Genomic DNA, 23252 nt, shown 5'->3' on the forward strand with positions numbered 1-23252 from the left:
ACGGTTTCCGTGGAGAGCCTCGCACGGTGGCGGGGGTTTGTCAGGCGAGTGCGGGAGTGGTGGGCGGCGTGGTGGTCATCCGATCGCAACCTGTGAGGGGTGTTGCGGGAGTGGCGCCTACGCCAGAATCTACGCGCGTTGTTCCGCTGTACGTCCAGTAGTACGACCAGTTGTACGACCAACGGTTCGCAGGGTTGCGGACGGTCAAGGAGAGTCATGCCGCTCGATCGCAGAACGTTTCTCGGGAGTTCCGTCGCCACGGGTGCCGGGGTGGCGCTGACGGGTGCGGGTGCGCCGTCCGCCGCGGCGGACGGGCCGGCGGGTGCTCCGCTCGCCGCCGGTCGCGGGCCGGGGCACGGTCATTCCGGCAAGCGGTACGCGTTCACCGTGATGGGGACGACCGATCTGCACGGCAACGTCTTCAACTGGGATTACGCGACGGACGCGGAATTCGACGACGCGGCGCACAACGATGTCGGGCTGGCGAAGATTTCGACTCTCGTGAACGAGGTGCGTGCCGAGAAGGGCCGCCGTAACACGCTCCTGATCGACGCGGGTGACACCATTCAGGGGACGCAACTGGCCTACTACTACGCCAAGGTGGACCCGATCACCGGGGCGGGCGGTCCGGTCCATCCGATGGCGCGGGCCATGAATGCCATCGGGTACGACGCCGCGGCGCTCGGCAATCACGAGTTCAATTACGGTATTCCGGTGCTGCGCAAGTTCGAGGAGAACTGCGATTTCCCGCTGCTGGGCGCGAACGCGGTGGACGCGAAGTCGTTGCGTCCGGCGTTTCCCCCGTACGTCATCAAGCGTCTGCGTACCCCGCACGGCCGGGATGTGCGGGTCGGCGTTCTGGGGCTGACGAATCCCGGCATCGCGATCTGGGACAAGGCGAACGTGCAGGGGAAGATGGCCTTTCCGGGTCTGGAGGAGCAGGCCGCGAAATGGGTTCCCCGGTTGCGGGCGCTGGGCGCGGACGTGGTGATCGTCGCGGCGCATTCGGGGTCGAGCGGCACATCGTCGTACGGCGATCAGTTGCCGTACGTGGAGAACGCGGCCGCGCTGGTGGCGCAGCAGGTGCCGGGTATCGACGCGATTCTTGTGGGGCATGCGCACACGGAGATCGCGGAGTACCGGGTGAAGAATGAGCGGACGGGCCGTGAGGTGGTGCTTTCGGAGCCGTTGAAGTGGGGCCAGCGGCTGACGTTGTTCGACTTCGAGCTGGCGTGGGAGCGCGGGCGCTGGTCGGTGGATTCGGTGGCGGCGCGGGTGCTGAATTCCAACGCGGCGGCCGAGGACGAGCGTATTTCCGGGCTGCTGCGTGGGGCGCACGCGAAGGTGGTGCGGTATGTGAACCAGGTGATCGGCCGGTCCACCGCGCGGCTGTCGGCGGCGGAGGCTCCCTACAAGGACACTCCGGTGCTCGATTTCATCGCTTTCGTGCAGGCGGAGGTGGTGCGGAAGGCGCTGGCCGGTGGGGAGTACGCGGATCTGCCGGTGGTGTCGCAGGCGTCGTGTTTCTCGCGTACGGCGGAGGTGCCGGAGGGGGAGGTGACGATCCGCTCGATGGCGGCGCTGTATCCGTTCGACAACACGCTGGAGGCGCGGGTGCTGACGGGCGCGCAGCTGAAGGATTACCTGGAGTTCTCGGCCCGGTATTACGTGCGGACGCCGGCGGGTGGGGAGGTGGATCCGTCGAAACTGACGAATGCGGACAACATCCCGGATTACAACTATGACGCGGTGAGCGGGGTGTCGTACGAGATCGATATCGCGAAGCCGGCGGGGCAGCGGATCGGGAAGCTCCAGCTGAATGGTGAAGCATTGGATCCGGCGGCCCGTTTCGTGCTGGCGGTGAACAATTACCGGGCGAGCGGCGGCGGGAATTTCCCGCATGTGGCGAAGGCGGAGCAGGTGTGGGCGATGTCGGACGAGATCCGGAATCTGATCATTGAGTGGGTGAAGCAGTCGGGTTCGATCGATGCGTCGCGGTTCGCGTCAGTGGACTGGAAGCTGACGCGGGACGGCGTTCCGGTCTTCTGACGGGCGGGTGGTGGCGGGCGGCTGGTGCTGGAGCCGCCGTCCGCCGGCTGTCTGCGTGGAGCGGGGCTGTGGTGTCAGGCCGAAGGTGGTGAAGGCGGTGCGGTCGGGGAGGGGGTAGGGGGTGGTGCCGGTGAGGTGGTTGAGGATGACGGCGCTGCGCCAGGCGGCGAGGCCGAGGTCGGGTGCGCCGACGCCGTGGGTGTGGCGTTCGGCGTTCTGTACGTAGACGGAGCCGGTGACGCGGGCGTCGAGGTCGAGCCGGTGGTGGGTGTCGATGCGGGGGCGGCCTGCGGTGTCGCGGCGAAGGTAGGGGTCGAGGGCGCCGGTGAGGGCGTCGAGGCTGCGTTCGCGGTAGCCGGTGGCGAGGACGACGGCGTCGGTGGTGAGGCGGCTGCGGGTCTGCTGGTGGGCGTGTTCCAGGTGGAGTTCGATGGTGTGGGCCCCGATGCGGCCGGCGGTGCGGACGGTGACGCCGGGGGTGAGGACGGCGTCGGGCCAGCCGCCGTCGACGGTGCGTTCGTAGAGCTCCTGGTGGATGGCGGCGATGGTGTCGTGGTCGATGCCCTTGTAGAGCTGCCATTGCTGGGGGACGAGGGCGTCGCGGGTGGCTTCGGGGAGGCCGTGGAAGTAGCGGGTGTGGTCGGGGGTGAACTGTTCCAGGCCGAGTTTGCTGTATTCCATGGGCGCGAAGGCGGGGGTGCGCGCCAGCCAGTGCAACCGTTCGTTTCCTGCGGGGCGGTTGCGGAGCAGGTCGAGGAAGACTTCGGCGCCGGACTGGCCTGAGCCGATGACGGTGATGTGATCGGCGGCGAGCAGGCGTTCGCGGTGGTCGAGGTAGTCGGCGGAGTGGAGGACGGGGAGGGTGGGGGCGGCGGCGAGCGGCTGGAGGGGTTCGGGGATGTGGGGGGCGGTGCCGATGCCGAGGACGACGTTGCGGGCGTAGGTGCGGCCGAGTGCTTCGGCTTCGCCCTCGGCGTCGAGCTGGGTGTGGTCGATCTCGAAGACGGCGTGTTCGGCGTTCCAGCGGAGGGCGTCGATCTGGTGGCGGTAGTGGAGGCCGGGGAGGTTTTCGCTGACCCAGCGGCAGTAGGCGTCGTATTCGGCACGTGGGGCGTGGAAGCGTTCGGCGAAGTAGAAGGGGAAAAGCCGTTCGCGGTGCCTGAGGTAGTTCAGGAAGCTCCAGGGGCTGGTGGGGTCGGCGAGGGTGACGAGGTCGGCGAGGAAGGGGACTTGGAGGGTGGCGCCTTCGATCATGAGGCCGGGGTGCCAGTGGAAGGCGGGGCGCTGGTCGTAGAAGGCGCAGGTGAGGCCGGCGAGGGGCTGGGCGAGGGCGGCGATCGAAAGGTTGAAGGGGCCGATGCCGACGCCGACGAGGTCGAGGGGGGTGCGCGGGTCCGGGGCGGTGGCGGTGGTCATCGGGGGGTGTGGCCTTCCACTAGGTCGAGCAGGGAGTGCAGGTCGTCGGGGTGGGCGTGGGGGTTGAGGAGGGTGGCCTTCAGCCAGAGGCCGGTGGGAGTGGTGGCGCGGCCCAGTACGGCGCGGCCGTCGTGGAGGAGGCGGCGGCGGATGGTGGCGATGGTGGTGTCGTCGGCGCCGGTGGGGCGGAAGAGGACGGTGGTGAGGGTGGGGTGTGAGTGGAGTTCGAGGGCGGGGCGGGCTTCGACGAGGTCGGCGAGGGTGCGGGCGGCGGTGACGGTGCGATCGACGAGGTCGGCGAGGCCGCGGCGTCCGAGTGCCTTGAGGGTGACGGCGATCTTGAGGATGTCGGGGCGGCGGGTGGTGCGCAGTGAGCGGCCGAGGAGGTCGGGGAGGCCGGCTTCGGTGTCGTCGTCGGCGTTGAGGTAGTCGGCGCGGTGGTCGAGGGGGGCGAGGTCGCGCGCGTCGGGGACGGCGAGGAATCCGGCGGCTACCGGCTGCCAGCCGAGTTTGTGCAGGTCGAGGGTGACGGTGTGGGCGCGGTCGAGGCCGGTGAGCAGGTGCCGGTGGGCGTCGCTGAAGAGGAGCGGGCCGCCGTAGGCCGCGTCGACGTGGAACCGGGCGCGGTGGGCGGCGGCGATGTCGGCGAGTGCGGGCAGCGGGTCGATGGCTCCGGAGTCGGTGGTGCCTGCGGTGGCGACGACGAGGAGTGGCCGGCCTGCGAGGCGTTCGAGGGTGGCGGCCAGGTCGGCGGGGGCGAGCGTCCCGTCGGGGGTGGGGACGGTGACGGGGGCGGGCAGTCCGAGCAGCCAGGCGGCGCGGTGGACGCTGTGGTGTGCGTTGGCGCCGCAGACGACCTGCAGGGGTGGTCCGGCGGGGGCGGCCGGTGCGGTGTGGGTCGGGTGTGGATGGGTGGTGGTGTGGGGGTGGGTGCAGATGTGGGGGCGGCCGGGGTGGTCGGGGCCGTGGCCGGGCCGGTCGCAGGGGCGGTGCGGTTCTCGCTCGCCGAGGGGCGTGCCGGGTTGTCCGCCGGTGTGCCGGGCGCCGTGGTCCCGGCCGGCGTCGTGTGCGGTGCCGTATGTCCGGCCGGCGTGTTCGCGTACGGTCTCGCGTTCCCGTGCGGCGTACTCGGGGGTGTTCTCCCGCTCGCGTGCGGTGCGCTCGCGGGTCTCGTGCTCCCGGGCGGCGTGTTCCTTGGCGGCGTGTTCCCGGGCGAGGAGGACGGCGAGCTGGTTGGACTCCGTACCGCCGGTGGTGACCAGGGCGTCGGCACCGGGCCCTTCGGGGTGGACGAGGTGGGCGAGGGTGCGGGTGGTCAGGGCTTCCAGTTCGGAGGCGGCGGGGGCCTGGTCCCAGGAGTCCATGGAGGGGTTGAGGGCCGAGGCGGCGAGGTCGGCCGCGGTGGCCAGGGCGAGCGGCGGGCAGTGCAGGTGGGCCGCGCAGTGCGGGTCGGCGGGGTCGGCGGCGCCGGCGGCGAGGGTGCGGACGACGGTGTGCAGGGCGGCGTGCGGGCCGGTGCCGGTGTCCGGGAGGAGGGGGGCGCAGGCGTGGTGCACTGTCTCGGCGACGCTTTCGGGGCCGCCGGCGGGCAGTGGTCCCCCGCGCTCCGTGGCTCCGGTGTGCAGGGCGTCGAGCACGGTGTGGAGCAGGGGTCGCAGCGCCTCGGGGCCCTGGGGTCCACCGGCCAGCTCGGGGGTGGCGAGGGAGGGCTCGGGGGCCGCGGCGGGTGCGGGGACCGCGGCGGGTGTGGGAGCGGGTGTGGGGGCGGGTGTGGGGGCGGGGGCCGCGGGAGCCGGAACGGTTGGCCGGGTGGGGCCGGTTGTGGCGGCGTCCAGGAGAGCGGTGGTGACCGCGGCCGGCGCCGAGGCCTGGCTCGCGTGGTGGTTGTCCCGGTCGTCTGCTGCCGGTGTTGTGCCACCTCCTGTCGTGTCACCTCCTGTCGTGTCACCTTCTGTCGTGTGGGGGTCGGGCGGGGTCCTTTCGGGGTCGAGAGGGCGGGGGGTGCGGTCGCCTGGGGCCGGGGTGCCTGGGGCGGGCACAGGCATGGATGTGCCCTTCTTGTCGGGGATTTGATCGGTTTAGGGCGACCTAAGTTACTTCCGGTGTCGAGCCCTTCGCCGAGATGCGGGCGGAGTCCACTCTCACGAGGGACACACGTGCGGGTTGAGGCGCGCGGATCTGCTATGGGCTCCGCGACGCCCCTCCCTTCCCCGGCCCTGACCTGCTACGAAGCAGTCGTGTGGCGGTCCGTGGGCATCACCCCTGGCCGTTTCGGACGGCCAGCGCGCGGCGCAGGTCGTCGAGTTGGTCGGTGAGCTTGCGCCGGAGGGCCGGGGTGGGCGCTTCGTCGCGCAGGCATGCCTCGCCGGCCCGCAGGGTGTCCGGTTCGACGAGCACTGCGGGGAAGCAGTTCCGGCCCGCGGCTTCGGCCAGGGCGGGGCCGCGGCGGTCGGCGAGGGGGACGGCGTCGGTGAAGTACCGCTTCACGTAAGGGCGTACGAGGTCGGCCTGTTCGGGTGCCCAGAAGCCGGTGGCGGTGGCGGTGAAGAGGTAGGCGGACAGGTCGTCGGCCGGGTCGGTGGTGAACATGGCCTCCCAGGCGGTCTTCTTGGCGGCCGGGTCGGGGAGCGCGGCGCGGCAGCGCGCGGCGCCTTCCTTGCCGCTGGCGCTGGGGTCGCGGGTGGCTTCGGCGTCGATGGCGGCCGGGGTGGTGGCGCCGAGGACGGCGAGGCGGCCGAGGATGCGCCAGCGCAGTTCGGGGTCGAGGGCGGGGCCGCCGGGCACGCTGTCGCCGTCGAGCCAGTCCTGGATGCCCGCGGGGGTGGTGGCGCTGTCGATGAAGGTACGGACGGCGGCCAGGCGCAGTCCCTGGCGGTCGCCGTGTTCGCTGCCTTCGGTGCGGCGCAGGATGTCACGGCAGAGGTCGGAGAGGGTGGTGAGGGCCGCGGGGCGGTCGGCGGCGGGGAGGTAGCGGTCCGCGATCTGGGTGCGCGCGAAGGCCAGTACGCCCTGGACGACGGCGGTGTCGGTCTCGTGCGGGAGGTGGGTGCGGACGGCTTCGAGGTAGGCGGCGGGCGGCAGTTCGCCGTCGCGGACCATGTCGCGTGCCGCGTTCCACACCACGGCGCGGGTGAGGGAGTCGGGGAGGCCGGAGAGGGCGGCCTGTGCGGTGGCCCAGGAGGTGGGGTCGAGGCGGACCTTGGCGTAGGTGAGGTCCCGGTCGTTGAGCAGGACGAGGTCGGGGCGGCGGCCCGGGAGAGTGTGGGTGCCGCCTTCGGGGAGGTCGTGGGTGAGAGGGGAGCGGGGGACGAGGCGGGCCGGGTCGGTGGGGTCCTGGTCGTAGAGGCCGATGGTGAGGTGGTGGGGGCGGTCGCCCTGGTGAGTGACGGTGAGGGTCCAGGAGCCGTCGGTGGTCTCGACGACGGGGGTGAGGGTGTCGACGCCGGTGGTGCGCAGCCACCGCTCGGCCCAGGCATGGACGTCGCGGTCGGTGGCGCGGGCGAGGGAGTCGGTGAAGTCGGCGAGGGTGGCGTTGCCGAAACGGTGCCGGGCGAAGTGGTCGTTGATTCCGGCGAGGAAGTCCTTCTCCCCCATCCAGGCGACGAGTTGGCGCAGTGCGGAGGCGCCCTTGGCGTAGGAGATGCCGTCGAAGTTGAGGAAGGCGGAGGCGGTGTCGGGGACCGCGTCGGGCGCGGGGGCGACGGGGTGGGTGGAGGGGCGCTGGTCGGCGTCGTATCCCCAGCTCTTGCGGGCGACGCCGAAGTCGGTCCAGGTCTCGGTGAAGTGGGTGGCTTCGCTGAGGACCTGGTAGCCCATGTACTCGGCGAAGGACTCGTTGAGCCAGATGTCGTCCCACCAGGCGAGGGTGACGAGGTCGCCGAACCACATGTGGGCCATTTCGTGGGCGATGACCATGCCGCGGGTCTGGCGTTCGGTGTCGGTGACGGCGGAGCGGTAGACGAATTCGTCGCGGAAGGTGACCAGGCCGGGGTTCTCCATGGCGCCGGCGTTGAATTCGGGGACGAACGCCTGGTCGTAGGAGTCGAAGGGGTAGGGCTCGTCGAAGAGCTGGTGGTAGCGGTCGTAGCAGCGGCGGGTGATGTCGAAGATCTCGTCGGCGTCGGCATTGAGATACGGGGCCAGGGAGCGGCGGCAGTGGATGCCGAACGGGAGGCCGGCGTGCTCGGTGCGGACGGAGTGCCAGGGGCCGGCGGCGATGGCGATGAGGTAGGTGCTGAGGGGCGGGGTGGGGGCGAGGGTCCAGTGGCCTTCGGGCGCCTGGGTGGCGCGGGAGTTGCCGAGGACGGTCCAGCCGTCGGGGGCGGTGACGGTGAGGGCGAAGACGGCTTTGAGGTCGGGCTGGTCGAAGGCGGGGAAGACGCGCTGGACGTCTTCCATGAACAGCTGGGTGTAGAGGTAGGTCTCGCCGTCGGCGGGGTCGGTGAAGCGGTGCATGCCTTCGCCGGTGCGGGAGTAGCGCATGGTGGCTTCGATGCGCAGTTCGTGTTCGCCTGCGGTGAGGCCGGTGAGCGGGAAGTGGTTGTCCGCGAGATCGGCCGGGTCGAGGGGGGTGCCGTCGAGGGTGATGCTGCGGAGTTCCTCGGGTTGGAGGTCGAGGAAGGTGTCGCCCGGGGTGCGCGCGCTGAAGCGGATGGCCGTGCGGGAGGTGAAGTGCTCCTCGCCGGTGGTGAGGTCGAGGTCGATGTCGTAGTGGTGGACGTCGAGGATGCGGGCTCGGGTTTGCGCTTCATCGCGCGTCAATGCGGGCATGGCGTCATGCTGCCGCAGGCCGACGGCTCCTCGCACCCATGCCTTGCTGCCTGTGGAAAACTCGCTCGGGCGGGTTCGCCGGCGCGGGCAAGGGCCGGCCGGGCGGGTGCTCCGCGGCGGGGTCGAGCCGTCCGCCCGAGCGGGGCGGGCTGTGCGCCCGGGCGGTCCGACCGTTAAGCGGCCCGGCTTCTCAGGGCTAAGATTTCTTATGGATCACGGCCGGGAGCCCGGCCCGATGGGCGAGCCCCGGGGAGGGTGCCGAGATGGCGAGGAAGACAGCGGCGCAGGACGCGGTTGCCGGGATCATCGAGGACTGGCAGCGGGAACGCCCGGAGCTGGACACCTCGCCGCTGGAAGTCCTGGCGCGGCTGCACCGTACGTTTCTGCGGTACAGCGCGAAGCTGACGGCTTCGGTGGAGGCGCACGGGCTGTCGGTGGCCGGTTTCGACGTGCTGACGGCGCTGCGCCGGGCGGGGAAGCCGTTCAAGCGCACCGCTGGTCAGCTGGCCGATTCGGGGCTGATCTCGTCGGCGGGTGTGACGCTGCGCATCGACCGGCTGGAGAAGGACGGGCTGATCGTCCGGGAGCGGGACCCGGAGGACCGGCGGGTGGTGCGGTCGCGGCTGACGGAGGAGGGGCTGGCCAAGATCGACGAGCTGTTCGCCGAGCACTTGGAGAACGAGCGGCGGATGCTGGCCGGCCTCTCCCCCGCCGAGTGCCGTCAGCTGGCGCGGCTGCTGTCCAAGCTGGAGCGGTCCATCACGGAGTCGGGTGCGGCGGAGCCGGAGTCGCCGTCCGGGGCGTGAGCGGCCCGTCGGTGGTGGCCGGGCCGGGGCGGAGCAGGAGCCACGCCCCGCACACCAGCGTGATGGCCTGCGCGCCGATCAGCAGGGCGTAGCCGGCGCCGAAGCCGTGCTCGCCGCCGAGGGTGATGGCTGCTCCCATGGCGGTGGGCATGAAGGCGGAGACGAGGTTGCCGACGCCGTTGACCACTCCGTACGCGCTGCCGACCGTGCCGGCCGGTGCGTGCCGCTGCACGAGGGTGGGGATGGCCGGGCCCTGCAGTCCCCAGAAGCCGCCCGCGAGGACGAGTCCGGTGGCGGCGAGCCAGGCGGCGTCCGCGGTGATGACCAGCAGGACGCAGCTTCCGGTGCCGAGCGCGCCGATGACGAAGAGCAGGGGCAGCCGCCGGGCGGGCAGCTTGTCGATGAGGTGCCCGCCGAGGAAGCCGGAGGCCAGGCTCATCAGGAAGGGCAGCGCGGAGACGGCGCCCATCTGTGCGAGGGAGAAGTGGCGTTCCTGGAGGAGGTACGCCGGCAGCCAGGAGCTGCTTCCCCACAGGTAGGCGAGGGTGGCGATCTCGATGAGGAGGATGCAGCCCAGGCGCGGGGTGCGCAGGGCTTCCCGAAGGGTGGCCGCGACGCCCCGCCGCGCTTCGGAGGGCGCGTGTTCGCCCCTCCCCTGTGCTGTGTGCCGGCGGCCCCGGATGAACAGCGCGATGAGCGGCAGTCCGATTGCCGCGTTGAGGAGCGCGAGGAGCACGAAGGAGGTGTGCCAGTCGTAGCGGTGCACGAGGTAGGTGATCAGCGGCAGTCCGAGAGCGGTGCCCAGGGAGACGCCCATGGAGCTGACCGCGTTGGGCCGGCCCACCTCGTGGGGCGCGAAGTGCTCCTTGACGTACATCGTCTTGAGCGAGAACAGCGGCCCTTCGGACGCGCCCAGAAGGAAGCGGACCGCGACGAACATGAGGGCGCCGAGCGCGTACGGGGACAGCAGGGTGAGTGCGGCCCACAGGCCGACGCTCACCAGGAGGCCGCGCCGTGCGCCCAGGGCGGATTCGTACAGCGGCGTGAGGAAGAAGGCGGCGAGTCCGTACCCGATGAGGAAGACGGTCATCAGGGCGCCCTGGAGGACGCGGTCGCCGGTCATGCCGAAGTGGTCGGTGAAGGCCCGGTCGGTGATCAGTACGGAGACGTTGACGCGGTCGATGTAGGAGATCAGGACGACGGCGAGCAGGCTGAGGACGCCCGCCCACCGCCGCGGGGAGGCCGCGGCGGTGGGCGGTACGGCGGTCGGCGCCACGGTGTCAGCCGCCGGCGGGGGCGATCGTGGCGGGCTCCGGGGCGGCGAGCGCGGCGGCCTGCTGCTCGGCCGCCGCGCGGTAGAGGCGGCGCAGCCGTACGACTCCGAGGTCGTGCTGGTAGAGGTTCTCGGCCTGGTCCGCGTCGCGCGGCATGGCCTCCAGCATCACGCGGTCCTGTTCGAGGACCTCCCAGTGGCGCTTCTCGATGAGAGTGCGGTACAGGAAGCGCCAGGTGTCGCGCTGCCAGCCCTCGACGTTGCGGTAGCGCCAGAAGAAGACGCCGCTGCGGTGCGCGTCCACGGGGCAGATCATGCCGACGATCCCGAAGGGGCCGCCGGGGCCCGCGGACGGCGGGTACGGGATGGACAGGTCGACCCAGTCCACTCCGGTGCGGCACAGCTCCACCCAGTCGAAGTTGACGCCGCGCTGGTCGGTCTTCTCGAAGAAGTAACCGCGGTCGGTCTCCCGGATGCGGAACTTGGCGGTGGTGTCGCCGTCGAACATCGTGTGCGAGTCGTGGTGGAGGAACTGGCCGTGCATCGGGTCGAGGAGGTTCTCCATGCCGAACCGCCACGGCACGTTCCACTCCGCGTAGCAGAGGATGGCCTCCGTACCGGGGTCGGTGAGCGGCTCGGGGAGCGTCAACTCGCACGGCTCCGGGTGCTGCTCGTCGCCGAAGTACGCGAGGATCGCACCGCCCACCTCACGTACGGGGAGGCTGGTGACGAGCTTCTTGCCCTCCAGGTTGCAGCCGGGCAGGCCGGGCACGGAGGAGACGGTGCCGTCGCCCTCGACCTCCACGCCGTGGTACCAGCAGGCCACGCGGTCCCCGAGGTGCTTGCCGAGGGAGAGCCGGGCGCCCCGGTGGGGGCAGCGGTCGGCGAGCATGTGGAGGGTGCCGTCGCCGCGGCGGAAGAGGAGCCAGTCCTCCCCCAGGGCGGTGACCTTGCGCATGCCTCCGGGGGTGACGAAATGGGAGGGCACCACGGGGTGCCACTGGTTGCGCAGTCCGGTGGCGTAGATGTGGTCCGCGGTGGCGGTGTGTCCGGTGGTGTCCGGGTGGGTGAGGGTCATGTCAGGCTCCCAGGCGGTGCATCTCGGCGCGGAAGGTGTCCTCGGTCCAGGGGGTGCCGTCGGGGGCGTGCACCTGGCGGGAGTTGAGGCCGCGGATGACGTCGGCGAGCTCGTGGCCCTCCTTGGTGAAGACCTCTTCGAGGGTCGCGGCGAGCTTGTACTCGTACGGGGTGGGCTCGTGCGTACGGGACTGGTGGACGTCCAGGTACGGCCATGGGGTCATCGGTGCCTCCGGGTTCACAGGCGAGCGGGTGGCTTACAGGTCGAGAACGAGGCGGTCGGAGGCACAGCGCGAGACGCAGATCATCATGGTCGCGTTCGCCGCGTGCTCGGCCTCGCTGAGGAGGAAGTCGCGGTGTTCGGGGACGCCTTCGAGGACGCGGGTCTCGCAGCTGCCGCAGATGCCGTCCCGGCAGGAGTTCTCGGCCGGCACGCCGGCGGCCTCGGCGGCTTCGAGGATCGAGGTGTCGGCGTCGACGCTCAGCGTCACTCCGGAGCGGCGGCACTCCACTTCGAAGGCGCTGTCGTCTCCGCTGCGCTCCACTGTGGGCGCGGCGAACCGCTCGACCCGGAGCTGCGCCGCGGGGCAGCGTTCCTCGACGGCGACGAGCAGGGGTTCCGGACCGCAGCAGTACACGAGGGTCTGCGCGTCGAGGCCGTTCAGGGCGGCGTCGAGGTCGATGTGGCCGTGCTCGTCCTGCGGGTGGAGGACGAGTTCGCCGGGCCCTTGGGCGGCGAGGTCGGCGAGTTCGGTGCCGAAGGCCATCGAGGCGCGCGTGCGGCCCCCGTGGACGAGCCGCCAGGGCACGCCCCTGCGGGTGGCCTCGCGGGCCATGGCCAGCAGCGGGGTGATGCCGATGCCGCCGGCGATGAACAAGTACGCGGGCGCGTCGGCGAGCACGAAGTGGTTGCGGGGGCCGACGACCGTGACGGTTTGGCCGGGGCGCAGCCGGTCGTGGACGAAGCGGGAACCTCCGCGGGAGGCCGGCTCGTTGAGGACACCGAGGCGGTAGCGGCTGGTGTCGTGAGGGTCGCCGCACAGGGAGTACTGCCGGGTGTGGCCGCCGACGTGCAGGTCGAGGTGGGCGCCGGGCTGCCAGGCGGGCAGGGGCTTGCCGTCGGGGTGGACGAGGTCGACGGAGAGCACCCCGTCGGCTTCCCAGGTCATGCGGTGGACGAGCAGGTTGAGGCGGGCCTCGCCGGCCGTGGCCTGGTCGGGAGTGTCCGGCTGGGCGTCGTTGCTGGTCATGGCGTCGGCCTCCTCACGCGGTGGGGATCTTGACGGGCGGGGTGAAGGGGTTCTTCATGGGGCCGAGGGCGGCCAGGTCGACCTCTACGAGGGTGGGGCCGCCGGATGCGACGGCCTCGGTGAGGACCGGCGCGGCGTCGGCCTCGGTGGCGATCCGGGCGTAGGGCAGGCCGCAGGAGCGGGCCAGGAGGGAGAAGTCGGGGGTGGCGAGGTCCACTCCGGAGCGGCGTTCGCTGTAGCGGTCCTGCATGTTGCGGAGCACGCCGTAGCCGCCGTCGTTGAAGACGACGAGGGTAAGGGCGGGGCGCTCCTGGGCGAGGGTGAGGAGCTCTCCGAGATGCACGGCGAGGCCGCCGTCCCCGGCCATGACGACCGTGGGCACGCCGGGTCGTGCGAGGGCGGCGCCGATGCCCATGCCGAGCCCCTGGCCGATGCCGCCGCCGCGCGGGAAGACGTTGTCGCGGGGGTCGTAGATCTCCAGCAGACGGTTGCCCCAGCTGCTGGAGGGGATGGTGACGTCGCGGGCGACGACGGCGCGGCGGGGCAGGGCGGCGCGCAGCGCGTCGCAGACGGCGGCCTGCGGCCCGATGGCGTCGTGCAGCGTGGCACGCACCTCTTCGCGTACGGAGGCGACGCGGGCCGTCCAGGCGGGCTCGGCGCTCGCGGCGGCTTGCTCGGTGCCTCCGGTGGCTTGCCCGACGCTCGCGGCGGGCAGGCGGGCGAGCAGGGCGCCGAGCACGGCGTCCGCGTCGCCCTGCAGCGCATGCCGCGCCGGGTAGACGCGTCCCAGGGCGGCGGCGTCGGCATCGATCTGGATGTGCGCCTCGGGCAGGGCCAGCGAGTAGTCGCCGGTCTCGTTGGAGCGGAAGTGCGTGCCGATGGTGAGCAGGACATCGGCGTCGGCGAGCAGCGCTCGGCCCGTCGGTGTGGTGGCGAAGTTGCCGATGACCTGCGGGTGGTCCTCGGGTACGGCGCCGCGGCCGGAATTGGAGGTGAGGAGACCGGCGCCGGTGCGCGCCAGCAGCTCCGCGAGCCGGTCGGCGGCGCCGCACGCCCCTCCCCCGGCCCAGATGAGGGGCCGCCGGGCCCCGGCCAGCAGACGCGCGGCGGCGTCCAGCGCGGCCTCGTCCGGGTGGGGCGTCGCCGGCTCCGGGGCAACGGCGTCGTCGTCCTGCTGCGCCGCGTACTGCAGGTCGATCGGCCACTCGACGCTCGCGGGACCACCAGGAGCGCGCAGCGCGGCGCGCGCCGCCTCACGAAGGATGCGTCCGGCGGCCTCCGTGGAGGGCACGGTCGCCGCGTACGTGGAGACCGCCCGCAACATGCCGAGCTGGTCCTTGGTCTCGTGGATGAACCCGCGGCCGCTGCCCAGGTACTGGCTCTCTACCTGCCCCGTGACGTGCAGAACACCCGTACCGGCACTGAGCGCTTCGATGAGCGAGCCGGCCGCGTTGCCCGCGCCGGTCCCGGTGGAGGTCAGGGCACAGCCCAGGGAGCCGCGGGCGCGCCCGTAGGCGTCGGCGGCGTTCACGGCGGTGGCCTCGTGGCGTACGGGCACGAAGCGCAGCTCACGGTCGACGGCTTCGACGAGCGGCAGGTTGTGGACGCTGACGATGCCGAAGACGGTGTCGATGCCGAGTTCGCGCAGGACGGCGACGAGAAGGTCGCCTCCGGTGGGATGGTGCGTCATGGAGGCTCCTCAGAGGATGCCGCGGCCGACTCCGCCGCAGACGTCGATGCTGGTTCCGGTGATGTAGGAGGCGCGCGGGGACAGGAGCGCCAGGACCGCGTAGGCGACCTCCTCGGCGCGGCCCAGGCGGCCGAGGGCGATGCCGCGGTCGGCGGCCAGTTCGGCCTGCCACTCCTCGTAGCTCAGCCCGCTGTCGGCCGCGGCGTGCCGGCGCGTCCACTGCCCGGTGTCGATCAGGCCGAGGCAGACGGAGTTGACGCGGATGCCGTCGGGCGCGAGTTCCCGGGCGAGGTTCGCGGAGAGGTTGAGGATGCCGGCGCGGGCTGCGCTGGTGGTGATGAGGCGCGGCTCGGGTTGCTTGGCGAGTACGGCGTTGATGTTGACGATGCCGGCGGCGTCGGAGGCGCGCAGGTACGGGAGGGCGGCGTGCAGCGGGTTGAGCACGCCGGCGAACTTCAGCTCCAGCTCGTCGCGCCAGTCCTCCTCCGTGGTCTCCGCGAGCCGCTTCATACGTGACTGTCCCGCGTTGTTGACCAGCCCGTCGAGGGAGCCGAAGTGGTCGGCGGTGCGGGCGACGAAGTCACGTACGGCGCCGGCGTCCCGTACGTCGCAGACGCCGATCAGCAGCCGGTCGTCGCCCGCTCCGAGGCGGGCCGCGGCCTTGTCCAGGCGGTCGGCGTCACGGCCGCAGGTGGCGACGCGTGCACCTTCGTCCAGGAGGGCGCGGACCGTGGCCAGGCCGACGCCCGAGCTGCCTCCGGTGACCAGTACGGTGCGGTCGGCGAGGCCCAGGTCCATGGGGTGTCCTTCGTCTTTCGGGGTGGTGAGCGGTACGGGGTTCCGGCGCGAGCCGCCCGGTGCCGCCGGCGAACCGGCGCACAGGGTCCGGCCGGAGTGATCAGTGCATGGTGAAGCCGCCGTTGACGGCGAGCACCTGTCCCGTGAGGTAGCGGGACTCCTCGCCGAGCAGGAAGGAGACGACCCCGGTGAGGTCGTCCGGCTGCTGGGCCCGGGAAATGGCCCGGTTGAGCCGGTAGAGCTCGTGCCGCTCGGCGGGCACGTTCTCGGTCGCCTCGCACTCGGTGATGCCCGGCGCGACCGCGTTGACGGTGATGCCGCGATCGCCCAGCTCGCGTGCCATGGCCCGGGTGAGGGCGATGACGGCCCCCTTGGAGGCGATGTAGTGGGCCAGCCGCGGCGAGCCGTACAGCGCGGCGTCCGACGCGAGGTTGACGATGCGGCCGCTGCCCGCGGCGAGGAGCTGGGGCAGCAGGGCGCGGGCGACGAGCCACGGCCCGCGGGCGTTGACCCTCATGATGCGGTCCCACGCCTCGATGCCGATGTCCTGGAACTCCTTGCCGCCCACGCCGTTGGCGAGCCCGGCATTGTTGACCAGGCCGTGCAGCGGCCCGAGCCCGGCGACGCGTTCCGCCATCGCGTCGACCGACTCCGGGTCGGCCACGTCGCACGGCACGAAGTGGGCCTCCCGGCCTTCGGCGCACAGCTGGTCGGCGACCCGCTTGCCGCGCTCGGCGTCGAGTTCGGCGAGTACGACGCGGTGGCCGTCCGCCGCGGCCCGGCGGGCCATGGCCTCCCCGAGGCCACGGCCGGCGCCGGTGATGACGACGGTGCGCATCAGTCGCGGGTGACGCCGTGCATCGGCGAGTGCTCGGGGTAGGTCGGGATCTGCGGCTTCTGGGTGCCGATGATGACGCAGAAGAGGGCGTCGGTGTCGCCTTCGTTCTTCAGGCTGCGGGCCACTCCCGCCGGCACGACGATCATGTCCCGGTAGCCGAGCGTGCGGTACTCGGCCTCGCCCTCACCGCGGTGGATACCGACCCTGACCTTGCCCTCCAGCACGAAGAAGGCTTCCTCGACGTCGTGGTGAGTGTGCTCGGGGCCCTCCGCGCCGGGCGGCAGCAGCATGTTGGAGAAGGTGAAGCCGCCGGACGGCAGGATGCGGTTGTCGCCGTCGTGGTTGCCGGTCGCGCCGGAACCGACGTACCGGATCTGGGCGCGACGGTACTGGTCACCGGCCTTGGCCTGGAATGCCAGGGTGTCCCAGTCGGGGTCGCGGGACTCCTTGGTGGCGATCAGGGAGTCGGTGTAGCGGGCGAGGTCGCCGCCGTTGTCGTAGTCGGTGGTGGTGATGGGCATGGTGCTGCCGTCCTTTAGTCGTACGAATGGGCAGGACTGTGGACAGTCCTCAAAAGCCTTCGGCGATCCCTGCTGAGATTCGGAGGTGGGCGAGAACCCACGCGTCGAAGGCCTCGGGCTGTTCCTGGTTCGCGAGGTGACCGGCGTCCTTGACGATCACGAACACGGAGGAATGGAGGTCTGCTGTGAGCATCTGACTCGCGTCGATCCCGGTGACCCGGTCCTGGTCCCCGCACAGCACGAGCGTGGGCGCGGTGACCGCGGAAAGATCCGCGATACGCAGGTCGGTGGCGGCCATCGACTCGGTCGAGCAACGGTAGCCGGGCAACCGCAGAGACCGGGCCATGGTGTCGGTGACGCGCTGAACGAGAGCTTCGGGAGCGGCATCGGAGACCAGACGCGGGCCGCGCCGCTCGGCGAAGGCACGCGGACCGGCCTCGGCCAGCTCGTCGGCGCGCGCCCGCATCGCCTCGGCCTTCACCGGATCCGTGCCCGACCCGGCACTGGAGTCGGCCACGATCAGAGAGGAGACGAGTTCGGGGTGGCGAGCGGCGAGCCGCAGCGCGATCACCCCGCCCCAGGAAACGCCGAGCACATGGGCGCGGCCGCCACGCTGCCGGATGAGCGCGGCGGCGGTATCGGCGAAGTCGTCCAGCGTGAACGGTCCCGTCGGATCGGCGGACTTGGCGTACCCGGGAGCGTCCCAGGCCACCACGCGCACGTACCGGCTCAGCGTGGCGAGCTGCGGGGCGAACGCGGCGGAGGAGGAACCGATCCCGTGCAGACACAGCAGCACGGGCCCCGCGTCACCGGCCTCCTCCACATGCAACCCCGCAAGGTCGAACGGCGACGGCTCGGAGGACGAGTCCCCGGCCTCGCGCACGGACGCGAGAGCGGACGACGAAGACGAAGACGAAGAAGCAGGAGAAGTAGAAGGAGAAGAGGAAGGGGAAACGGATGCCGAACGCGCAGATGCAGACGGGGACGCGGACGAAGGCGACGGCGAAGGTTCGGGAGAAGGCGAGGAGCCGGGGTCGGAGTGAGCGGCGGTGGCCACGGGGTCGGTCACAGGATCTGCCCCCTCCGGCCGGCCAGCGCACCGAGGCTGCGCAGCACCGCATACGGAACGACCTGGCTGGTGGCAGGGTTGCCGGGGTCCGGGAGGTGCTGCACCTCGAAGCGGTACACGCCGTGGCTGCCGGACGCCTCGATGACGTGCCGGGTGTGCTGGGCCGCCGGGTCGGCGACGACGTGGACACGTACGGCGTCCAGGTCACCGACGGCCAGCGCGACGGAGGCGGCGACGTTCGTCGACTTCGGGAACTTCACCGGTACGTCCCGGGCCGTGCCGCGCATGACCTCGACCGGACCGGAGGCCGTACGCATCCGGTGCAGCAACTCCTCGCCCATCCAGGGCTGTTCGAGGGTGCTGGGCAGCTTGGTGGTGGTGAGGGTGACGTCCGTGAGCGGGCCGAGGGAGCGTACGGCCTGCAGCAGATCGAGGCCGCCGACGGCACCGCCGGTGAAATACACCCTCCCCGGGCCAGCGGCGAGAAGAGCGGCGGCGAGGTCCTCGTCGGTGAGCGCGCCGGTCGACGCGACGAGGAGGTCGGTACCGGACTGCAGGACGCGCTCGCCCCACTCGCGGACGACGCTCTGGCCCGCCGCTTCGACGATCAGGTCGCAGCTGTCGAGGGCGTCCTCGAAGGACAGCTGCGGGGCCGGTGCGTCACCGAGGGCGCGGTTGTCGACGACGCAGACCAGTTCAGCGCCGGGGACGCCGCCCTCGGCGAGCGCGGTGCCGACGACGCGGCCGATCGCACCCCAGCCGACGAGACCGACCTTGCGCGGGGCGGGAGCGGAAGGCGAGGAAGGCGAGGAGGGCGCCGAGGCGACGGACGGTGAGGCGGTGGTGGTCTGGGCGGTCATGCGGAGTTCTCCTGTGCGGCCGGCTGGGTGAGTGGGCCGGGGTCGGGGCGCCCGGCCATGTGGGAGCGGATCTCCGCTGACGGCGGACCTGCGGTGCCCCACAGGTCCGACAGCTCCGGAACACGGCGCCAGACACGGGCGATCCAGGCGTCCTCGACGATCTGGGCGACCTCGGAGGTGTATTCGCAGACGAGACCGGAAGGGTCGGTGAAGTAGGAGAAGGTGTTGTTGCCGGGACCGTGCCGGCCCGGGCCCCACTGCGGGGTGATGCCGTGGTGGCGCAGCCGGCCCAGCCCCCGCATGAAGTGGTCGACCGAGCTCATCTCGTAGGCGACGTGGTTGAGGGAGGCCCACTCGGCCTGGTTGAAGGCGATGCAGTGGTGGTCCGCGTTGCAGCGCAGGAACGCCATCTGGTGCTCCGACCAGTCCGAGACGCGCAGGCCCAGGACGTCGCAGTAGAAGGCGACGGCGGCGTCGATATCGGCGGTGTTGAGTACGGCGTGGGTGACGCCGACCGGGACCGCACCGTCCCGGCCTCGCGGGGCGACGGCCTCGACCTGGGCGCTGATCTCGATGAGCCGGTGCTCGGGGTCGGTGAAGCGGAGCCCGTAGCCGCCGCCCACCTGGTCCAGCGGGCCGGGGCCGGTGACGGGGGTGATGCCGCGGGCGAGCAGTCGGCGGGCGGCTTCGTCGACCTCGGCGGGGGTGGCGACGGCGAACGCGATGCGGCCGAGACCGGTGCGGTCGGCGCTGGTCAGCTGGAGGACGTGGTGCTCCTCGCCGGTGCCGCGCAGCCAGCGTGCACCCCCGTCGCCCTCGACGGTCTCCAGGCCCCAGACCTCCTGGTAGAAGTCGGCGGCTTCGGTGAACGCGGGGGTGAACAGTTCGACGCACCGCAGCGAGCGCAGGCGCGCGATGGGCTGCTGCGGCGGAGGCTGGTGCGGGGAGCGAGGCATCGCTGTCTCCAGACGTACGGGGCGGGGCGGGGCGGCACGGGGTTGGGGGTGGGCGCGGGGTGGGGGCGGCTGGGGTGGAGGAGGTGGGTGGGGCGGAGGCCGGAGGGGGGGAGGCCCCCAGGGGGAGGCGGGACTCGGGCAAATGCCCCCGGGTGGCCCCCGAGGCAAGGCCCGGGGCGAACGGCCGGCGGGTCGGAGTCCGGCCCTTGCACCGAACTGACCGGAGTGCCGCTTCCGCAGCGAACCGACGGGCCCAGGGGATGTCAGGTGGCCCATGGGTGGGGGGCGGGAGATGTGTTCCAGTAGAGGGACTTTTGGCGTTGGTGGGCTCGGATGCCGTCGCGGCCCTTTTCGCGGCCCAGGCCGCTGTCCTTCATGCCCCCGAAGGGGGTGGAGATGCTGAACTGCTTGTACGTGTTGATCCAGACGGTTCCGGCGTCGATGCGGCGGGCGAGGCGCCAGGCGCGGGCGGCGTCCTTGGTCCACAGGCCGCAGGCGAGTCCGTAGACGGTGTCGTTGGCCTGGGTGACCAGGTCGTCCTCGTCGTCGAAGGGGAGGGCGACCAGAACCGGGCCGAAGATCTCTTCCTGGCAGGTGCGGGCGGAGTTGGGCAGGCCGTCCAGGACGGTGGGCAGGTAGTACGCGCCGTCGCGGTACTGCTCGCCCTCGGGTGCCGCGCCGCCGCACAGGACGCGGGCGCCTTCCTGGCGGGCGAGGTCGACGTATGCGGCGACGGCGTCCCGGTGCTTGTGGTGGACCAGGGGCGCGACCTGGGTGGCGGGGTCGGTGCCGGGACCGATGCGGAGTTTCCGGGTGCGGGCGACGAGTTCGGTGAGGAAGCGGTCGTACACGGGGCGGGCGATGAAGAGTCGGGAGCCGGCGATGCAGCTCTGGCCGCTGGAGGAGAAGATGCCGAACATGACGCCTGCCAGGGCCTGTTCGATGTCGGCGTCCTCGAGGACGACGGTGGGTGACTTGCCGCCGAGTTCGAGGGATACGGGCATCAGCTTGTCGGCGGCGGCGTGTGCGAGGGTGCGGCCGGTGCGGGTGCCGCCGGTGAAGGTGACCTTGCCGACCGCGGGGTGGCGGACGATGGCGTCGCCGATGACGCGGCCGGGGCCGGGGAGTACGGAGAGCAGGCCGGCGGGCAGTCCGTGCTCGGTCAGGGCCCGGTGGATGATGCGGCCGAGCGCGAGGGAGACCAGCGGGGTCCACTCTGCGGGCTTGAGGAGTACGGCGTTGCCTGCGGCGAGAGCCGGGGCGAGTTTCTGGGCGTCGCTGGCGATGGGTGAGTTCCACGGGGTGATGGCGCCGATGACGCCGATCGGTTCGTGGGTGCTCATCGTGACGTACGGACCGCGGGCGGGGGTGAGGGTGTCCTCGGCGGTTTCCAGGGCTGCGGCGGTGTAGCGGAAGGTGCCGGCGGCGCTGTGCACCAGGGCTCGCGTCTCGGTACGGGACTTTCCGGTGTCGGCGGTCTGCAGTGCGGAGAGGTCTTCGGCCGCGTCTTCGACGAGGGCGGCGATGCGGTGGAGCAGGCGGGCGCGTTCGTGCGGCGGCAGGTCGCGCCAGGCGGGGTCGGCGGCGGCCTGTGCGGCGCGCTCGGCGGCTTCTTCCACGTCGGCGAGCGAGGCGCCGCGGAGGGTGGTGAGGGCGGCGCCGGTTGCCGGGTCGAGGGTGGTGATCGGGTCGCCGCGGCCGGGGCGCCACTCCCCTGCGACCAGCACCTCGTCCTTGGGAAGCGACACCTCGCCCGCCGGGGCCTCGGCCTGCGGGGCCTCGTGCGTCGGGGTGGGCGGTGTGGCGGGCGGCGGGGGTTTTGGAGTCGAAGGCATCGGTGGGTTCCCAGGCGTTGGTGGGGTCGTGACACAGCCCGTGGACGAACGGACGGGCGGGCGGACGGGCGGACGGGCGGGGGCGTACCGGCCGGAGGGCCGGAGGTGAGCTGGGTGAGCTGCCCGAAGGCGAGGTGTCCGGGGTCGGGCCGGGCGGGCGCGGGTGGGGCTCGGGTGCGGCTCGGGCGGTGGCGTCGGGGAGGTGGTGGCTGCCGTGCGGTTGCGGCGGCTCCGGGCTCTCCTCGCCCATCGGGTCTCTCAGTGCCAGAAATCTAAGGGCTTAAGTATTTGCCCGCAAGGGTGGCCGCAGAAAAATTTGTCGGCGTCGGACCCCTTGACGTGCACACCCTATGAGTCGGTAGAACTTAAGCCCTAAGAAACTTGGCGCTTACGTACGGACGTACGGGACTCCCCCAGCTCCCTGTCGACCCCGCGCGCCCTCTCCCCCTCCCCCCTGTCCCTCGCCCGCGCCCTTCGCGGGTATGGAGGAATCCCGGATGAGCCTCGACGCCTCCCCGGGCCGTGACACCGACGCCGTACGCGCCGGAATCGCTGCTCGGTTCGAACGTCTCCCCCTGTCCCGCTGGCACGTCACCGTCCGCATCGTCATCGGTGTGGTGACCTTCTTCGAAGCCTTCGACCAGCTGCTGATCGCGTACGCCATGCCGGAGCTGCGCCAGGAGTGGCGCCTCACGGACGGCGACGCCACCGCCGTCCTCACCATCGGCTCCCTGGGCATGCTGATCGGCGCGCTCTTCTCGGGACGGATGGCGGACCGCATCGGGCGCGTGAAGATCATCGCGATCTGCATCGGCGTGTCCGGACTGGCCTCGCTCGCACTGGCGGCGAGTCCGTCGCCGTCGCCCTTCATGCTGCTGCGCTTCGTGCAGGGCCTGGCGATCGGGGGTGAGGTACCGGTTGCCGCGACGTTCATCAGCGAGATCACCCGCAGCTTCAAGCGCGGTCGCTTCGTCCTGCTCTACGAACTCGTCTTCCCCGCCGGGCTCACCCTCGGCGCGCTGGCCGCCGCGTGGATCGTGCCGGCGCTGGGCTGGCGGTGGATGTACGTCGTGGCCGCCGTGCCGGGGCTGCTATGCATCCTCGTGCAGCGCACCGTTCCCGAGTCGCCGCGGTGGCTCGCCGACCGCGGCCGGTTGCAGGAGGCCGCGGCGACGATGGATCTGATCGAGGCGAAGGTCGTCGCGGCGACCGGTGCTCCGCTGCCGCCGGTCCCCGCCCTGACGGGAACGCCGGAACCGGCCGCCACCCCCGTCGCCGGAACGCCGGAGCCGGCCCCGGTCCCGACTTCCACTCCCGCGCCGGGCGACCGGACCTTCACCCCCGCGACTCCCGCCGAGGCTGCCGCGACCGGGGTGAAGGGGCTGTTCACCGGCCGGTACCGGCGTCGGACGCTGGTCATCGGGACGCTGTGGTTCACCGGGTACTTCGTGAACTACGGCATCACTTCCTGGCTGCCGACGATCTACGGCAAGCAGTACGGGCTGTCGCTCTCCGACTCGCTGCTGTACTCCACCGTCACCTCGGTCGCCGGTTTCCTCGGGTGTCTGCTGGTCGCGCTCACGGTCGATCTGATCGGGCGGCGCAAGGTGTTCGCGGTCTTCCTCGGTGGCGCGGCAGTGCTGCTGATCGTGCTGGCCGCGCTCGGTGCGAGTACGCCGGTGCAGGTACTGGTGTGGACCTCGCTCGCCGCGGTGTGCTTCTTCGGCTCCAACATCTGTCTGTACCTGTACACGCCCGAGCTGTACCCGACGCGGATGCGGGCGCTGGGGTGCAGCGTCGGCGGGGCGCTCAACCGGCTCGGGGTGATCCTCGGCCCGATCCTGGTCGGTGCGATCTACGCGGGCGGCGGGCAGGTCTCCGCGGTGTTCCTGACGCTGGGCGGGGTCGCTCTCGTCGGTGCGCTGGCCGCGGCGTTCTTCGCCGAGGAGACCACCGACCGGCCGCTCGAAGAGGTCTCCCCCTGAGGGATCAGGGGACTCCCGGGCTCGCCTGTGCCCGCGCCCGCGTGCCCGGCCGTCATCCC

18 protein-coding genes are annotated in these 23252 nt (G+C 71.8%); 3 read left to right on the forward strand and 15 right to left on the reverse strand.

Going from position 1 to position 23252, the window contains the following annotated elements:
- The first annotated feature begins 216 nt into the window (after positions 1-216).
- Positions 217-2049 carry a 5'-nucleotidase C-terminal domain-containing protein gene (locus ABZ840_RS17680; protein WP_361560431.1) on the forward strand — a complete coding sequence of 611 codons (1833 nt, stop codon included), beginning with the start codon at positions 217-219 and terminating at the stop codon, positions 2047-2049.
- On the opposite strand, the gene ABZ840_RS17685 is transcribed toward ABZ840_RS17680, so the two are convergent.
- From ABZ840_RS17685 to pepN, 3 genes are all read right to left on the reverse strand, one after another.
- Complete coding sequence (locus ABZ840_RS17685) at positions 2005-3465, reverse strand: SidA/IucD/PvdA family monooxygenase (protein WP_361560434.1); 1461 nt, start codon at positions 3463-3465, stop codon at positions 2005-2007. The genes ABZ840_RS17680 and ABZ840_RS17685 overlap by 45 nt on opposite strands.
- Positions 3462-5102 carry a pyridoxal-dependent decarboxylase gene (locus tag ABZ840_RS17690; RefSeq protein ID WP_361560437.1) on the reverse strand — a complete coding sequence of 547 codons (1641 nt, stop codon included), beginning with the start codon at positions 5100-5102 and terminating at the stop codon, positions 3462-3464. Before ABZ840_RS17690 ends, ABZ840_RS17685 begins: the two co-directional genes overlap by 4 nt.
- A 619-nt stretch (positions 5103-5721) precedes the next feature.
- Positions 5722-8235 (reverse strand): aminopeptidase N, encoded by a 2514-nt coding sequence (gene pepN / locus ABZ840_RS17695; protein WP_361560440.1) that lies wholly within the window; start codon positions 8233-8235, stop codon positions 5722-5724.
- 263 nt (positions 8236-8498) lie between these two features.
- Between pepN and ABZ840_RS17700 the strand changes: the two genes are divergently transcribed.
- Positions 8499-9041, forward strand: coding sequence for a MarR family transcriptional regulator (locus tag ABZ840_RS17700; protein WP_361560443.1), 543 nt, complete (start codon positions 8499-8501; stop codon positions 9039-9041).
- Here the strand turns inward: ABZ840_RS17700 and ABZ840_RS17705 are convergent.
- The 12 genes from ABZ840_RS17705 to ABZ840_RS17760 form a co-directional block, all read right to left on the reverse strand.
- A complete protein-coding gene (locus tag ABZ840_RS17705) occupies positions 8995-10317 on the reverse strand; it encodes an MFS transporter (RefSeq protein ID WP_361560446.1) in 1323 nt (440 codons plus the stop codon). The genes ABZ840_RS17700 and ABZ840_RS17705 overlap by 47 nt on opposite strands.
- A 4-nt stretch (positions 10318-10321) precedes the next feature.
- The gene (locus ABZ840_RS17710; protein WP_361560449.1) at positions 10322-11392 is read right to left on the reverse strand and encodes an aromatic ring-hydroxylating dioxygenase subunit alpha; all 1071 of its coding nucleotides are present in this window, start codon (positions 11390-11392) and stop codon (positions 10322-10324) included.
- A gap of 1 nt (position 11393) precedes the next feature.
- A complete protein-coding gene (locus ABZ840_RS17715; protein WP_052869760.1) occupies positions 11394-11615 on the reverse strand; it encodes a recombinase-like helix-turn-helix domain-containing protein in 222 nt (73 codons plus the stop codon).
- 33 nt (positions 11616-11648) lie between these two features.
- Positions 11649-12641 carry a PDR/VanB family oxidoreductase gene (locus ABZ840_RS17720; protein WP_361560452.1) on the reverse strand — a complete coding sequence of 331 codons (993 nt, stop codon included), beginning with the start codon at positions 12639-12641 and terminating at the stop codon, positions 11649-11651.
- A gap of 13 nt (positions 12642-12654) precedes the next feature.
- Positions 12655-14331: a thiamine pyrophosphate-binding protein gene (locus ABZ840_RS17725; RefSeq protein WP_361560455.1), complete on the reverse strand. Its 1677-nt coding sequence runs from the start codon at positions 14329-14331 to the stop codon at positions 12655-12657.
- Between the two features lie 9 nt (positions 14332-14340).
- Positions 14341-15129: an SDR family oxidoreductase gene (locus tag ABZ840_RS17730; RefSeq protein ID WP_361560458.1), complete on the reverse strand. Its 789-nt coding sequence runs from the start codon at positions 15127-15129 to the stop codon at positions 14341-14343.
- A gap of 100 nt (positions 15130-15229) precedes the next feature.
- Entirely contained in the window at positions 15230-15967 is a 738-nt protein-coding gene (locus ABZ840_RS17735) for an SDR family oxidoreductase (RefSeq protein ID WP_361560461.1), read from the reverse strand.
- Positions 15967-16488 carry a cupin domain-containing protein gene (locus ABZ840_RS17740; protein ID WP_361560464.1) on the reverse strand — a complete coding sequence of 174 codons (522 nt, stop codon included), beginning with the start codon at positions 16486-16488 and terminating at the stop codon, positions 15967-15969. Before ABZ840_RS17740 ends, ABZ840_RS17735 begins: the two co-directional genes overlap by 1 nt.
- 49 nt (positions 16489-16537) lie before the next feature.
- Positions 16538-17317 carry an alpha/beta fold hydrolase gene (locus tag ABZ840_RS17745; protein ID WP_361560467.1) on the reverse strand — a complete coding sequence of 260 codons (780 nt, stop codon included), beginning with the start codon at positions 17315-17317 and terminating at the stop codon, positions 16538-16540.
- Positions 17318-17553: 236 nt separating this feature from the next.
- Positions 17554-18417: an aspartate dehydrogenase domain-containing protein gene (locus tag ABZ840_RS17750; protein ID WP_361560470.1), complete on the reverse strand. Its 864-nt coding sequence runs from the start codon at positions 18415-18417 to the stop codon at positions 17554-17556.
- Positions 18414-19373: a VOC family protein gene (locus ABZ840_RS17755; protein ID WP_361560473.1), complete on the reverse strand. Its 960-nt coding sequence runs from the start codon at positions 19371-19373 to the stop codon at positions 18414-18416. Before ABZ840_RS17755 ends, ABZ840_RS17750 begins: the two co-directional genes overlap by 4 nt.
- Positions 19374-19636: 263 nt before the next feature.
- Positions 19637-21208, reverse strand: a complete 1572-nt coding sequence (locus ABZ840_RS17760; RefSeq protein ID WP_361560476.1) for an aldehyde dehydrogenase family protein — start codon at positions 21206-21208, stop codon at positions 19637-19639.
- Positions 21209-21705: 497 nt separating this feature from the next.
- Here ABZ840_RS17760 and ABZ840_RS17765 point away from each other — a divergent pair, with 497 nt between their 5' ends.
- A complete protein-coding gene (locus ABZ840_RS17765) occupies positions 21706-23193 on the forward strand; it encodes an MFS transporter (protein ID WP_361560479.1) in 1488 nt (495 codons plus the stop codon).
- Positions 23194-23252 lie beyond the last annotated feature (59 nt).

Source organism: Streptomyces sp. NPDC047117 (assembly GCF_040643545.1).
Taxonomy (GTDB): domain Bacteria; phylum Actinomycetota; class Actinomycetes; order Streptomycetales; family Streptomycetaceae; genus Streptomyces.

Coding starts and splice junctions, on each gene's coding strand:
- ABZ840_RS17715 (WP_052869760.1), bottom strand. CDS start 11,615: ATGACCCCATGGCCGTACCTGGACGTCCACCAGTCCCGTACGCACGAG.
- ABZ840_RS17760 (WP_361560476.1), bottom strand. CDS start 21,208: ATGCCTTCGACTCCAAAACCCCCGCCGCCCGCCACACCGCCCACCCCG.
- ABZ840_RS17765 (WP_361560479.1), top strand. CDS start 21,706: ATGAGCCTCGACGCCTCCCCGGGCCGTGACACCGACGCCGTACGCGCC.
- ABZ840_RS17680 (WP_361560431.1), top strand. CDS start 217: ATGCCGCTCGATCGCAGAACGTTTCTCGGGAGTTCCGTCGCCACGGGT.
- ABZ840_RS17735 (WP_361560461.1), bottom strand. CDS start 15,967: ATGCGCACCGTCGTCATCACCGGCGCCGGCCGTGGCCTCGGGGAGGCC.
- ABZ840_RS17730 (WP_361560458.1), bottom strand. CDS start 15,129: ATGGACCTGGGCCTCGCCGACCGCACCGTACTGGTCACCGGAGGCAGC.
- ABZ840_RS17755 (WP_361560473.1), bottom strand. CDS start 19,373: ATGCCTCGCTCCCCGCACCAGCCTCCGCCGCAGCAGCCCATCGCGCGC.
- ABZ840_RS17700 (WP_361560443.1), top strand. CDS start 8,499: ATGGCGAGGAAGACAGCGGCGCAGGACGCGGTTGCCGGGATCATCGAG.
- ABZ840_RS17720 (WP_361560452.1), bottom strand. CDS start 12,641: ATGACCAGCAACGACGCCCAGCCGGACACTCCCGACCAGGCCACGGCC.
- ABZ840_RS17740 (WP_361560464.1), bottom strand. CDS start 16,488: ATGCCCATCACCACCACCGACTACGACAACGGCGGCGACCTCGCCCGC.
- pepN (WP_361560440.1), bottom strand. CDS start 8,235: ATGCCCGCATTGACGCGCGATGAAGCGCAAACCCGAGCCCGCATCCTC.
- ABZ840_RS17725 (WP_361560455.1), bottom strand. CDS start 14,331: ATGACGCACCATCCCACCGGAGGCGACCTTCTCGTCGCCGTCCTGCGC.
- ABZ840_RS17685 (WP_361560434.1), bottom strand. CDS start 3,465: ATGACCACCGCCACCGCCCCGGACCCGCGCACCCCCCTCGACCTCGTC.
- ABZ840_RS17750 (WP_361560470.1), bottom strand. CDS start 18,417: ATGACCGCCCAGACCACCACCGCCTCACCGTCCGTCGCCTCGGCGCCC.
- ABZ840_RS17710 (WP_361560449.1), bottom strand. CDS start 11,392: ATGACCCTCACCCACCCGGACACCACCGGACACACCGCCACCGCGGAC.